At 45.5% G+C, this 14,588-nt stretch carries 10 protein-coding genes; 4 read left to right on the top strand and 6 right to left on the bottom strand.

The window, feature by feature from the left end:
• Nucleotides 1-26: 26 nt before the first annotated feature.
• The 5 genes from NSQ58_RS25970 to NSQ58_RS25950 form a co-directional block, all read right to left on the bottom strand.
• Nucleotides 27-821, bottom strand: a complete 795-nt coding sequence (locus tag NSQ58_RS25970; RefSeq protein ID WP_025723368.1) for an SDR family NAD(P)-dependent oxidoreductase — start codon at nt 819-821, stop codon at nt 27-29.
• A 159-nt stretch (nt 822-980) separates the two neighbouring features.
• Nucleotides 981-2,009, bottom strand: a complete 1,029-nt coding sequence (locus NSQ58_RS25965; protein ID WP_341058493.1) for a helix-turn-helix transcriptional regulator — start codon at nt 2,007-2,009, stop codon at nt 981-983.
• Nucleotides 2,010-2,274: 265 nt separating this feature from the next.
• Entirely contained in the window at nt 2,275-5,115 is a 2,841-nt protein-coding gene (locus NSQ58_RS25960) for an alpha-amylase family glycosyl hydrolase (protein ID WP_341058491.1), read from the bottom strand.
• A 429-nt stretch (nt 5,116-5,544) separates the two neighbouring features.
• The gene (locus tag NSQ58_RS25955; RefSeq protein ID WP_023988587.1) at nt 5,545-6,609 is read right to left on the bottom strand and encodes a Gfo/Idh/MocA family protein; all 1,065 of its coding nucleotides are present in this window, start codon (nt 6,607-6,609) and stop codon (nt 5,545-5,547) included.
• Between the two features lie 117 nt (nt 6,610-6,726).
• Entirely contained in the window at nt 6,727-7,635 is a 909-nt protein-coding gene (locus NSQ58_RS25950) for an AraC family transcriptional regulator (protein WP_341058488.1), read from the bottom strand.
• A 491-nt stretch (nt 7,636-8,126) separates the two neighbouring features.
• On the opposite strand from NSQ58_RS25950, the gene NSQ58_RS25945 reads away from it, so the two are divergent.
• From NSQ58_RS25945 to NSQ58_RS25930, 4 genes are all read left to right on the top strand, one after another.
• Nucleotides 8,127-9,335, top strand: coding sequence for an MFS transporter (locus NSQ58_RS25945; protein WP_028541303.1), 1,209 nt, complete (start codon nt 8,127-8,129; stop codon nt 9,333-9,335).
• Nucleotides 9,336-9,449: 114 nt separating this feature from the next.
• Nucleotides 9,450-10,691: an aspartate aminotransferase family protein gene (locus tag NSQ58_RS25940; protein ID WP_341058486.1), complete on the top strand. Its 1,242-nt coding sequence runs from the start codon at nt 9,450-9,452 to the stop codon at nt 10,689-10,691.
• A 33-nt stretch (nt 10,692-10,724) separates the two neighbouring features.
• Nucleotides 10,725-11,774: a zinc-dependent alcohol dehydrogenase gene (locus NSQ58_RS25935; protein WP_071558755.1), complete on the top strand. Its 1,050-nt coding sequence runs from the start codon at nt 10,725-10,727 to the stop codon at nt 11,772-11,774.
• 29 nt (nt 11,775-11,803) lie between these two features.
• The gene (locus tag NSQ58_RS25930) at nt 11,804-12,586 is read left to right on the top strand and encodes an HAD family hydrolase (protein WP_341058484.1); all 783 of its coding nucleotides are present in this window, start codon (nt 11,804-11,806) and stop codon (nt 12,584-12,586) included.
• Between the two features lie 333 nt (nt 12,587-12,919).
• Here the strand turns inward: NSQ58_RS25930 and NSQ58_RS25925 are convergent, their stop codons facing one another.
• On the bottom strand, nt 12,920-14,521 hold the full coding sequence (locus tag NSQ58_RS25925; RefSeq protein ID WP_053325426.1) for an alpha-amylase family glycosyl hydrolase: 1,602 nt from the start codon (nt 14,519-14,521) through the stop codon (nt 12,920-12,922).
• Nucleotides 14,522-14,588: the final 67 nt, after the last annotated feature.

The raw sequence follows: 14,588 nt of genomic DNA, 5'->3' as shown, positions 1-14,588 counted from the left end.
AATTTCAGCAAGCTTCTCCACAAGCGCTAAAAAATAGTCGGTACCATTCCCCCATCCATACGGATTGGAGAACCTTTAAATGCAGATGCATAAGGACTACATACAAATGTAGCTAGTCTACCTATTTCAATAGGCTTGATAAATCGCTGTATTTCAGATTGAGGCAGGTTGGTAACCATAAAATCTTTCTCTTTTTCTGAAAAAGTCATATCTTCATGAGGATACATACTCTCAATGATTTGGTGCACATTCTCAGAGAGTGTTGGTCCTGGCATGATCGTATTGACTGTAACTTCTGTTCCTATTGTTAATTTAGATAAGCTTTTTGACAATGATAACAACATAGATTTTGTCATACAATACTGCGGCATTTGTCCTGAAGGCATAATTGCTTCTTCACTCGCAATAAAAATAATGCGGCCATAATCATTTTTCAACATTTTAGGTAAATAAAATTTTGATAATCCATTTGCAGCAAGAACGTTAGTGCGGAAGTATTTTTCCCATACTTCATCGTCTACGTCCTCATATTGCATAATTTCATAAATACCCGTATTGTTAACTAAAATATCAATATTAGGGTATTTTTCGAATAAAGCATCTCTTTGTCCAATATCCACAATATCGGCTGTGGCATTTTGAGGAGAGGTAGCTGGGAAATCTGACTTAATTTCATTTACAGTTCGTTCTACCTCTTCATAATTTCGTCCATTAATTAGTACATTAACACCTTCTTTGGCTAGTTCAATGGCAATTGCTTTACCTATACCTTTCGTTGATCCTGTAACTAAAGCTGTTTTATGGTTTAATCCCATATCCATAATACACTTCTCCTTTTTTAAAACAGTCTTGTGCTCCGGATAGTGATTATGTTATCTTGTCTGGATTGTCCAGTAACTAGTATAATGCGCCAAAGTTCTTGTTTAACACGCCAAATGACAAAACTTATTAGGAATTGTATCAATGAATAGTCGGCAGTCCTAGCGTGCTCCTGATATCGAGTTTGTACCTTGATGTTCAGTCCGCCAATTTGAAGGTGTATCACCCTCCCATAGGCGGAAGGCGCGGTAAAACGAGTTCTGGTCTTCATATCCAATCAAGAATGCCACCTCTTTAATATCAAGCGAGGGGTCTGCCAAGTACTTTCGTGCCTGCTCATGTCTAGCTTGTGTCAACAGAAGCTTGAAGCTCGTGTTTTCGTCAGTAAGCCGGCGCTGCAAGGTACGATCGCTCATACCGAGCTCCTTCGCCACAGCCTGAATGTCGGGGCGCCCTCCTGTAAGGCTACGTTTCATGATCCATTTGACCATCTCGCTAATTGAGCGGCTGCGCTGCTGTTCATCCAACGACCGGTCCAAAACAGGAGTCAGGATCTCCAGCAGCTCTTCGTTGTACGAGACAAAGGGGCGGCCCAGATCTCTTCGATGTAGCGTCAATCGGTTACGTTTTGCACCAATCCGGATACGACAGCCGAAGTAAGCTTCAAGCGCCTGTACATCGCCCATGGAGTTCGAAAATTCAACAAGCTGCGCGGTCAAAGGTTGACCTGTGCCCCGGCGTCCAATCTCCAGAAGACAAGCCAGCGTGATACCAACCAGCATCCGCGGACCAGATTGCTCGGGAGACAGCCATTCCAAATCAATTATGCAGTGCTCGCCCTCCTCAGTGATATGTAGGCTTTCCGGGGGACACAGTTGTTTGTACCGAGCCATTCGGTTTAGAGCGTCGCGGTAGTCCCGAGCGTGGTAAGTCGCTAAGACGGTCGGTGGGTACTTCGCTGTATCAAAGACGGTCGCAAGCTTGATGATTCCTTGGGCAGTATCACCAATGAGATCAGAATATGCCTGCCAGATCGCGAAATATTGGGCGGTGGTGACTACTGGTTCAGTAATAATGGTGATCGGCAATCGTGCTTTGCGAGCGACGTCGTGGGCGCCAAACCCTAATTGACATAATCCTGCCCACAATCCTGGCGGGATTTTAATACGGTCAGTGGTATGAGACTTCATACATATGGGCCTCCTTTATATACTTACATATTCATTAGTTTTGGTTGCAATGGGGTCCCTCTTAAGTACACATAAGAATACTCTTAAGTACGTTAAGGTGTCTACATTAACGTACTAAGCTGCGGCAAATGTTACATCTTCTTGGTATCTGTGCTACTTTAACACCAAAAAAACACACCCATATGTTTATGAGTGTGTTTTTAAAACCTCAAACCACCGACACTCCTAGGAATGTCATTCCCTCCATGCTTCTTATATTTAAAAATTAAGGCTTCAAGAAAGGCCCGTTTTCACCGATCTTACCGGGAGCAGGATTACCCGGGAGATCAAGTACATATACCCTTAAGTTTCCTTTGCCCGAAACTGCCAGATTGAGCGTCCCATTCGTGACCTCTTTGACGTCTCCGGTAATAGCATCTTTATAAGTGCCGTTAGGAATATTCCGAAAAACAGCTGATTCACTAACAGTAACTAAAGCATAACTGTCTATGCCTTTTGATGAATCCGTATAACGTCGCTTGTACGCCATTTGTCCGCTTACATCTTTTGTAGAATACTGTCCTTTTTGCAAGGCAGGAATACTTCTTCGAATTTGATTCAGTCGCTGAATGTGCTTTACAAGTGGGTGCTGCAGGGTTTGAGCAACCGAACCTGAAGCAGAAGCTACCTGTCCGAAATCGGAGGCTACTACTGTACCTTCAATATGATTTCCATAGTAAGCACGGCCTGTGGTTGCTAATGGACATGTTGGACCACAGTCGATTGGCTTGCCTGCCTGAAATTCGATTTCTGAGCCGTAATACAATGTTGGAATTCCACGGAAAGTCCACATTAAACTCATATTCTCAGCCCATGCAGCCGTGCCCCCCGTATACCGGGTAGATGATTTGTTAGGTCCATAATCATGGCTATCTACATACACTACGTTATAGGTCGCATCGTTATAACTGTCATCCGAATCCTTGCCATTCCAAAATGCGTTATTCGCATCACTAAAATTCATATGCATCCTCATATCAATTACATTCATCCCGGAGGATTGCGAATGGTCCGGTTCATGATACAAATTCCCTTTGAGGAATGCATTATCGGATAAAGGCTGATTGGCTGTACCAAGATTATTTTCGTGTTGATATTGTTCCAACGCAGCTACTTCATCATTGGTGCTATAATCTTTGCGTTCCTTCCAAGTGAAGAATTGAGCCGAATGATTCACAGAACCTCGGTTCCATTTATCGTTAACGAAAGCACCTACTTCACCGAACATATAGAAATTACGTCCTTTTTCACCAAACTTCTCAATCGCCCGCTCCTGCGCTGCAGGAAGAAAATGACGGTTCCAGGTAACGCGTGGAATGTGCACAGCGGTGTCTATCCTAAACCCGTCTACACCCATATCTATAAATCGATTGTACGCTTCAATTAAATAATCTTGGACAGGCTTCGACTCTGTATTAAAGTCAGCCAGATCCTCATGCAGCCAACAACTCCGTGAATCTTCCCCTTCCCAATTGCCTATCCAGCAACTGTGATAGTACTGTGAAGGAAACATGCCAGAGGTGGGGTTGGGCCATTGGCAATTGTAGGTTTTTGAGTTCATTGGGATTCCCCAATTCCGGCAGGTGTTGCCCTCCGGTTCCTTCGTTGACCATAGGTCACCGTTATACGGCTTGCCTGCGTCATTCTGCTGAAGGCCATCGTACTCGATTCCTTCTTGAGGTTCGTCATAGTACCAGGTCCACTGATTATCTCGAATACCGAATACTTTTGGCGTGAATAGACCTTTTGCACCCCAGCGGCTAGAGTGATTGTACACAACATCCTGTATAATTTTAATATCTTTGTCGTGTGCAGCATTAATCAAATCCTGGTATGTTGCACCTGGTGACTCTAACCTGGGATCCACTCGAAAAAAATCGTAACCATGATAGCCGTGAAAGTCATAGTCAGATCGATTCAATACAACCGGTGTAATCCAAATCGCTGAGAAGCCAAGAGCCTTGATATAATCCAGTTTATTGATTAACCCTTGAAAATCGCCCCTAAACATTGGATCACTGTTGGCTGCATTGCCGCTTGAAACATGATTCGCACCACCTCGGTTGTTCGAAGGGTCCCCATCATAGAATCTGGCAGTCATCACAAAGTAAATTGAATCTTCACGCATATCTGTTCCGATCGGACTTCCCTTTGAAGCAGGAGGTGATGAAGTTCCTGTTGTTGCACTCACCTCAATACTACTTTCCGATTTGTTGGCTGGTTCTGCTTTATCGTATGCCTTAACTGTATACGTATATGTCGTTTTCCCCTCCAATAATGAATCTTGGAAGGTAGTACGGGTCGTCGTATAGACCTTTTTGCCTTTAGTTCCTCCTGTGCGAGTGATCTCATACCCGCCGATTCCACTTCCACCAACATTATCAACAGAAGGATCCCATTCTAATTGGATTCGTAGTCCATCGGCATTGGCTGTCAATCCTTGAGGTATAGAAGGTGCTTCTAAATCAATAACTGGAGGGTTACACGGATTCTTAGCTCCTGTTGTTGTGACGATGCCGTCTTTGATGGTACTTAAACCAGCAGCTAAATGATAATCAGCGCCTTTATTATTATCCCAGACAGAGCCGTTGTTAAATGCTGCTTTCATCGATGTTTTGGAGCCAAGATCAATAGTTTTTTTGGCCCAATCCAAGCAAGCGTTTTCATTCATGCTGATACCCGGCGGGGATGTCCAGGATGAACCATCGGGAGCATAGTGGATATTTACATCGCTCCAGCCACGGCTTTTCTTAAAATAGTAAACTATCGCTTGGTTGTCTGGAAGGGCTGTCAAATCAAGGTTCTTCGGCAGATTGGCATATGTTGCATCGGAGATATTCTGCTTGATGAGAGAACCGTTGCGATAGAGATCGTAATCTGATACTCTACTACCATTGGAGATGTCTTCGGAGGCTTTCCATGAAAGTTTTACTGATGTACTTGTAACGTTTTTAGGCGATTCATCAGCATTGATCGGCGTAACAACACTTACTGATGTTAATACAAGTATCCCCGGGATCATGAGTAAAAATAAGCGTTTCCAAGATCTTCGTTTATAACTCCTCATTCTCTACGTCCCTTCATCTATATTCTTCTGGTCGCACAGTACAATAAACGATCTCTCCCTTCCTCTTTCTCATACAAATGATTATTCTAGCACTTTCATGGATTATTTTATGTTTTTATGGAAGAATTTAGAGTGGAATATGTTGATTTATAAGGAGGAAATAGCGGATTTTATGTAAAACATCTTTTTCTTTTTCGTGTAAATTAAACCTATTCAAAATCTCAGCAACTTAAAAATGATCAAGCAATAGAATTCGGTTGTGGAGCGATACCCGCTTGTGTTTTATGGTGGGCAAAATTATTTTGCTCACCATTTCAAAGGTTTCTGATTACTTAAATGCATCCCAAAATTTCATTAAATAAATCTGTTTGGTTCTCTCCAGGCTCCTATATATCTCTCTTATGACGGATCGAAAATAAAGCAGCAGATCTAAATAGTTCTTCGAATCACGCTTTTGGTTGCCCCCGCCTCAAAAATCGTCTCAATCAGCACCAATACACGGTGTACTTCTTCGCTTTTGATTGCAATCTCCGCTTTTCCTTCGATGGTGGAGACAAAATTTTCATAAAAGCTTTCTGCAGCAGCAGGTATTTTCTCAATCGGGAACTTAAGGGTGGATTCCTCAGACGGCGGCGCCATCGTTTTCGTCAATCCTTGACCTGCTTGAATCGGCTTGGGTTCCACGTGAGCGACATCTGGATTTCGGGTGACGATCTCTCCGCTCAAATCCCAATCCCTAATCACTGCGGTTCCTTCGGTTCCTTTAATATACCAGCGCGGCAGCTTTACGTAATTGGTTGTACCCACTTCAATGACTGCTTTCAGGCCGTCCTTGAACTCAATAAAGCTGGTAAAGCCGTCATCCACTTCAGTCCCCAAAATATAGCTTAGGGTAGCAGCTACGCTTTCTATTTTGCTGTCCGTAATCTGAAGCAGCTGGTCCAATAGATGTACTCCCCAATCCAGCAGCATTCCTCCTCCATACGCCTTTAGTTGCCGCCAGTCACCTGGAATCCCATTAGCCCCCTGAACTCGCGATTCCAGCTGGAAAAGCTCGCCTACGGTCTTATTGCCAATTATATCTTTGATAATTCGGAAGTCTTCATCCCATCGACGGTTTTGATGTACCGTAAACACACGATTTTCTTTCTTCGCCACCTCAACAATATCCAAGAAATCCGCGCTCGTTATCGTAACTGGTTTTTCGCAAATGACATGTTTTCCAGCTTGTAGCGCCTGGATCGCGATTTCCTTATGAACATCATTAGGTGTTGCTATCAAAACAATATCCACGGCCTGATCGGCCAGAACGGCATCCAGGCTAGCGTAGGTTTTATAGCCAGCAGCCGCAGCCAGTTCCATTCGGTAATCGACAATATCATATACACCGCCAACGGCAAGTTGCTGATTAGATTCGATCAATTGAACATGGTAGCTTCCCATGCCTCCATAACCGATAATGACTACATTGTATATACGATTGCCCATTTTCATCTTCCTCCACTTCTGATTTAAGCCTACCGCATATCAAGCGGTTGCTCATGGATCCATAAATTTTAATGTCCTCGTAACTCTCCCTTCACTTCGTCGGATAGCTCTATCATACAAATCTCATGAAAAGCTTTCCTCCTCATTTCTTGCTGTATTATTCCCGAATATTGTCCTGCGGTATTTCAATGGTGATGTTCCTGTCGCTTCCTTAAAGAGATGATGAAACGTCTTTACACTACTGAATCCTGCTGCCTCTGCGACCTCAGTGATCGGATTGTTTTCATTCAACAAAATCCATTTTGCCTTATTCAGTCTGTAATCATTCAAAAATGCTACAAAGGTCATCCCCGTATTCTTCTTAAACAGTCTGGCGAAATAATAGGGACTGAAACCCATATAATCAGCGACATTCTTCAGCGAGATGGTTTCATGATAATGGCATTCCACATACTTAAAAATACGTTCCAGTTTATAAAGGGTGTCCTTTGATTGTGTTAAGGTTCTTTCAGAGATTTCAGGAAGCCTTGGCGTCATGCTTCTCGGCACTTCACGCATAATAAGAGTCAACATCTCAAACAGCTTGGCTTTGATCATATAAGCATGACCTTCGTGGTGGTTGACGTTCTCATCATAAATGCTTTGAATCAGAGGAAGCATTTTAGCTGCTGTTTCTTCTGGCCAGTTCCAGCTTGATTGCTCCATCTCCGTAAATATATATCTAAGAGGGCGTTTCTGATCACTTAATGTGGAAACCTCTTGAAAAAAGCTCAGATCAAATTGAATAACCACCCGTTCGCTGTCGGGAGAAGCCAAAAAATAATGAACATCACCCCCATTTATAAACTGAACTTCACCTTTTTTCATCCGTATCGAAATATCGTTAATTCCCAGATCCAAGGTTCCCTGAGTCACATAAATAATTTCAATTTCTTTATGCCAATGAGGATAGCAAAGCACGTCACCTTTATTAATAAAGCTCCGGAAAGGAAAATGTCGGTCAAGCTCCGGGATTTCCAAATAAAAATTCATTTTGGTAGACTCCTTTTGTTGTAAAGTTCAAAAAAGCCGTACACATGACTATTGATAATTATGCTGCACTGCATTCCTTCTTCTCCTCTTCATTTTTCTCCTTCTCAACTTTCGAATAAAATTCCCTCTCCCTTTTGAATTGTAAGCGTTTAACATTCTTTTTCCTACCCTATCAATCATAGTTGTATTAAGTAAAACCACTGTTAGGTATCCTTACTAACCTAATTTTGCAAACACAAAGTTATGCCTCAATTATGAGCGGTTTGGCGCCCGAAAACAATTTGGGCTGATCTTATTTCTCCCTTCCGCTTGCAGTTTCTTCAGATAACCAAGTTTCGCCTTAACTAGATTAAGCAAATACGTGTAAAATTGTCGAACGATTATTTTTACATTTTTTATATAAAGAGATATATACATTTCCAATAAAAAGGTATAATCTAGTAAAGCAACAGAATCCATATAAAAAATATAGACTTATGGAGGGACGGACCTTGAAGAGACTATTCGCTTTAAGTTGTGCTTTCTATCTGCTAATCGGCATTACTAGTGTGGTGCTTGGAGCATTACTGCCGGTTCTACTGCCTTACTATGGACGGGGGTACAGCGATGGCGGATTATTGTTGTTCCTTCAGTTTTTCGGATTTCTTGTCGGCGTTCTGTTCTCCCCCTTCATGGCTCTACACATCGGTCGCAAGTCTATGCTGTCCATTGCTCTGGTTAGTATCGTGGCAGGGTATGCCTTCTTGGGTGTACTCCCCTCATGGACCTGGGTTATCGTGATGACCATCTGGGTTGGCTTCGGCTCAGGCATCATTGAGTCGTCCATCGGAGCGTTCACGATTGAGTTCACCGAAGAGCAGAAAGCCGTAGCCATGTCCAAGCTGGATGTCTATTTTGCACTTGGTGCACTGCTCATTCCCGCAGTGGTAAGCCTGTATATCTGGCTTGGAATGTGGTATCTGACCTTCTACACCATCTCCCTTCTGACGTTTATTCTGGGACTGTTCTGGATTACCATGCCTGCTTCCTCCTCTTCCCACCTTATCCAAGCAGATCTCCAAACCTCTGAGCGATCGGTCGAACAAGCCCGGTACTCGGTACAGCACCGTGTGTTACTGGGAATATTCATTGTATTCTTCTTTGTTTACATGGGGCTTGAACTGGGGCTCATGAACTTCCTGCCCTCTATTCTGATCGAGACCCTGCAGATTCGGGAATCCGTAGCCTCGTTGGGTGTTAGCATACTCTGGATTGCGATGATCATCGGCCGCATGTTCTCAGGGAAGATTGCTGAGTCAGCAGGATATATTCCTTTCCTGCTGTGGAGCGGAATCGGAACTTTCTGCTTTCTGGTTGCAATGGCGTTTGTATCCAGTCAGTGGGCTACATACCTTCTGATTTTTGGTGCAGGGTTATTCATGTCCGGTCTCTTCTGTATTGCCCTCGTCTATGCGAACCTGCTGATTCCGGGAATGACCGAGAGAACGACCAGCATTCTGATTGCGTCAGGCGGAATTGGCGGAGCAGTTCTTCAATATGTAACAGGCTGGAGCATGAGCGAATGGTCGGTGACGACTACCCTTTGGATTTTGGCGGCTTTCAGCCTAATTTTACTGCTGGCAGTCATTCTCTCGCATCTGTGGAATGGCAGGAGCAGACGGGTAGTTGACTCCCTTGTCCATCAGGGCAAGGAAGGATGAGATTCTTTATTCTTGAGGGAGGTGAGGCCCGCCGCGTTATGTTGTAGCAGGGCAGTACAATTTTTAAAGAATGTACTTAATGAGAATGTATATTCTGATATGGAGGGAAACATCGTGCATACCTTAACCAAAGAACGCTTCAGATACGGAAAAGGCATTACTCTGATTGACGATTCCGGTAAGGAATATTTGGATGGCGTGTCTGGCACCTTCAATCTATCGCTCGGTTATAATCACCCTCATGTCGTCACCAAGGTACAGGAACAAGTCGCCAATCTTGCCCACATGTCCTCATCCTTTACCGAGCCTTACGTCGAGGAAGTCCTGGATCATCTGATCCAGTATACGCCGAACGGCATCGACGCGGGATGGATGAGAGATATTACCGGCTCCACGGCGAACGAATGCGCTGTGAAGCTAGCCCAGAAATATACAGGAGCGCTCGATATAATCAGCCTGTATTTATCCCATCATGGGCAGACCCAGTTCGCAACAGGCATATCCGGCAACGCCTTCCGGCGGAGGAAATTTCCCAACTCGGCTGCAGCAAATTCCCTGCATGTACCTGCTCCCTACTGCTATCGCTGCCCGTTTAATTCTTCGCCTGACAAGTGTGGTTATCAATGCGTCGAAGCCATATCGGATGCCATTGAGTATGCAAGCTCAGGCTCTGTGGCCTGCATGATTATTGAACCCATCTTGGGCAACGGAGGCAATATCATCCCACCTGCAGGATATTTTAAGCGTCTCCGTCAGCTGTGCAACGAGTATGGGCTGATCCTGATCGCTGATGAGGTGCAGACCGGGATTGGGCGGACAGGCTACATGTTCGCAAGTGAGTTGTTGGATATCCAGCCAGATATCATTACTCTCGCCAAGGGTCTCGGCGGCATTGGTGTACCGGTAGCAGCGGTATTAATGCAGTCTCGTCTTAATGTCTTGGAGAAGCACGAGCACTCCTTCACCTCAGGCAGCAATCTAATCTCGGTTACGGCAGCCAAAGCCACGCTGGAGGTTGTATCTGAGCCCGGTTTTCTGGAAGCCGTTCGGTCCAAAGGAAGCCTGCTCGGAACCCTGCTGACAGAGATGGCCAACAAGCACGATTGCATCATCGGTGAGGCTCGCGGCGTCGGATTGATGTGGGGACTGGAAATTGTCAACGAGGATGATGCCCCAGATGCAGTTAAGAGCAATGCGATTATCGACCGCGCTTTTGCCGAACAGCAGCTAATTCTCAGAGGCTCCCGCTACGGTTATGGCAATGTGGTCAAAGTGAGACCTTCCCTCACGGCTACAGAAGACGAGATTGTAGAAATTGTTAAGCGGCTTGACACTGTTCTGACCACCCTACACTAACCATCTGCCTAACAGGCAAAAGGAGGACTATTTATGCTTGCACTGGTATACAAATCAGCTTGGGATGTCGCACTTGAGGAAAGACCTGTCCCGGAGATTAAAAAAGATAACGATGTACTCGTCCGGATCCGGGCGACAGGCGTATGCGGTACGGATTTAGGCATCATCAGTGGCAAATATCATGCCGTGTCGTCCACTATCCTGGGCCACGAATCAGCGGGGGAAGTAATCGCTGTAGGATCAGCCGTCAGTTCAATGCAGCCCGGGGACCGGGTCGTGATTGATCCAACGTACTACTGTGGTCAATGTGATATGTGCCGGACAGGAAGACAGAATCATTGCACACATAAATCCGTAACCGAGACCGGAGTCAGCGCCGACGGGACGTTCACCGATTATTATGTGACGGAGGATCGTTTTCTGTACAAGCTGAAGGATCATATCAGCTACGAAGAAGCAACACTGACCGAACCGCTGAGCTGTATGCTGACCGGAATCAACCAGATTCACCTGCTGCCGAACTTCACAACCATCATTCTTGGTGCAGGCCCAATTGGAATTCTGTACAGTTATGCTCTTGCTTCCAAAGGTGTCACAGGCTGCCTCGTTGACATCTCGGAGGAACGGCTCGCCATAGCGGATTCCGTGGCCCCTGATCGGTGGTCCGTGCACGCCACACTGGAATCAGCCATTCATGAGCTGGCACCGTTAAAAAATCAGGTAGACATGATTGTGGATACCACAGGCGTGGTCGGTACACAGGTACTGTCCCAGCTTACAAGCGGCGGATATCTGATGCTGGTGGGGCTGAGAGATGGGACAAGCACGTTCAATCCGAAAGAGGTAGTTGACCGTAGCCTCAAAATCATCGGCTCGATTGATTCCCTAGGAACGTTCTCCACGGCTCATTACCTGATTGAGCAGCAGATCGTTCCCGCCAAAAAAATCATTACCCACTCCTATCCGCTGGAAGACTACCGTGAGGCTTTTCTGACCCTCGGATGCAATATCAACGAGCGGACCCTTCAGCCTTCTTCACAGGCAATCAAGGTTGTGCTGCAATCGAACGGCTCCGGTAACTAATCCAGATACGAACAAGGAGGAGAATGGACATGACAACCATTCATCATGATGCGCAGCCAAATAATGAATGCTTGGGAGGCCCATCAGCGTCCGTTCCGGTCAAGGCAGTCATCTTCGACATGGACGGGGTCCTAGTAGACAGCGAACCGATTTATTTTGAGATCGAGCGTAATTCCTTTACCCATTTCGGTGCGTCCATGACGGAAGAAGAGCACCATACCTATGTTGGAGTGACACTCGAATCTATGTGGCGTCAGGTACTGGACAGACATCAGCTCACCAATACGGTAGAAGAGGCCCTGTCCTATCACCGAAAAAATGTGATGCAGACGATGATTGCACACGAGGGCCTTGTGGCGATCGACGGACTGGAACGGTGGCTAGACTGGCTGCAAGAGAAGGGGATTCCGGTCGCGGTAGCCTCTTCCTCTCCACGGGCGCTAATTGATCTCATTATGGAAAAGACAGGACTTGGCCGTTACTTCGACATTCGAATCACCGGTGAAGAGGTATTGCAGGGTAAGCCAGCACCGGACATCTTCTTATACGCCGCCGAACAGCTAGGCATTGCACCGACCCATTGCATCGTTATTGAAGATTCACAGAACGGGGTCCAGGCAGCCAAAAGTGCAGGAATGCACTGCATCGGCTTCCACAACCCCGGCTCCGGCCGGCAGGATCTGTCTAGAGCCGATCGCTGGATTCTCAGCTATGACGACCTGTGGGCGATCAGAGAGAATCTGCCGTTTGATGAGCAGTTGCTTGCTAAGAGCAAGAGCCGAAATGTACCGGAAGACATACCCCCTTTATAATCATATGGAATCGTCCAATCTTTACTATGATTGAGGGTATTAAATAATGCCCCTTGGAATATACACTGGAGAATGTATTTATCCTTCCCTGTGTGTACTCTAAGGGGCGTGCTTTACATCGAAGTGGTCTAGTTGAAACGAGTAATTTTCCCGGTTCAACACACAATCGTCGTAAAAACTGTCTTTTTGACATATAACTGATCTCCTGACGGTTTTAAATCCTCTATTCGTATGCAGCAAAACTTATATAGAAAAATGGGGTGCTGTTAACACCCCAAACTGGATTCATCGATATATATCCTGCTTCATCTGAACAGTAATTTTGCCGTATATTCAGCTCTTTCTGTCTTCTTCGGTAATTAGAGAACTGTAAGCCGGAATTGTAACTGTTCCTTTCTTCACCTTTACATTCTTTGAGGTGGAGAAGACCACTTTCCATTTACCCTTATCGAAATCTTTCATCTGCAGGGTAACCGGCTCTCCAGACAGGTTATGATATACATATAGTGTTTCTTTGCCTGAAGTACGTTTAAATGCGGTCACGCTGGCAGAACCTGCTTGTATAGGTTGCAGACTGTCGCTGCGTAAAGCTTCATGTTCTTCCCTCAGACGGATGAGTGTGCGATAGCTTTCCAGCAGGGAATCATCGTCCCTCAGCTGCGCTTCCACTGATACCTCGCCTGTGTTGTATTTGGGTTTCTCCCACGTCGTTTGACCAGGGCCATCTCCCTTGTACCAGCGCATAGGCTCACGAAGATACTCATCAGGTTTCTCTCCCTTCATACCGATTTCTTCCCCATAATAGAGGAACGGCTGACCCGGAAGCGTCAAAAGAATGGAAGCAGCCAGCTTGGCTTTTCGCACATCTCCGCCCACTTCGCTCATGACACGGGTCTGGTCATGGTTGCTCAGGAACGGAGCATCGAGTGCCGCCTTATTATACGATTTGTACAGTTGCAGCGTTTTCTCGGCGAATGCCGCGATACCCTGATCTCGGCCGTTTTTCACGGAGTTCAAAATCTTTCCACCCAGGTCAAAATTAAACAGGGAATGGAGCGGTCCGTAATAAGGAGCTATGGTCTCCGGTTTGTCCCATACCTCTCCTGCCAGATATACATTTGGATTTACCTTCTCCATCTCGGAACGGAATTCATTCCACCATGCGATGTTCTTATCCGCACCATCCTTCGTCTGTCCTCTAAAAATATGCATCGCCGCGTCAAGCCGGAACCCGTCTGCACCCTGCTGCAGCCAATACTTGCCGACTTTGATCATTTCTTTGCGGACTTCGGGATTGTCAAAGTTCAGATCCGGCATGCCCGACCAGAATGTACTGTAGAAATACCCTTCGCCATTCGGGTTCTTATGCCATACCTGCTGACCCCACGAGCCCTTTTCTTCCAGATCTGTGTTCTCATCCGCCCATACGTAATAGTCGTGGTATTTGCTTTGTGGGTTGGCACTGGCCTCCTTAAACCATGGGTGCTCGCTGCTCGAATGATTGATAACAAGGTCCATGATCACCTTGACGCCCTTTCGGTCCGCTTCTTTCATCAAGGTGCGGAAATCATTTAGACTCCCATACTGCGGGTCCACCTGATAGTAATCAGTTACATCATATTTATGGTAGCTTGGAGATGGATTAAGGGGCATAAGCCAGAGGCCGCTGACCTGCAAATCCTTACCCGAATGGGGTTTGCCATCGTTTAAGTAATCAAGTTTTTGTGTGATTCCTTTCAAATCACCGTGTCCGTCTCCATTCGAATCATAAAAAGAATTGATATAAATTTCATAAAATACGCCGCTTCCAGTAGAAACCGGAGGCTTATGTCCGTTCATTTCCTGCTCTGCCATTGCACCTGAAGCGAACATCGTGAGCATAGGCACCGTTAACATGGCGGTGGACAATCTTCTTAAGCGTTTGTTACGTGTCAAAACAAATCAGCTCCTTTGATTGTTATGGGTGCGTTTTCATTATAAATAGAAACAATCCAAAAAAAGG

Source organism: Paenibacillus sp. FSL M7-0134, from assembly GCF_038007865.1.
Classification (GTDB): domain Bacteria; phylum Bacillota; class Bacilli; order Paenibacillales; family Paenibacillaceae; genus Paenibacillus; species Paenibacillus polymyxa_B.
Note: the sequence above shows the minus strand (reverse complement) of the source record. Positions and strands in the feature narration are given on the sequence as shown.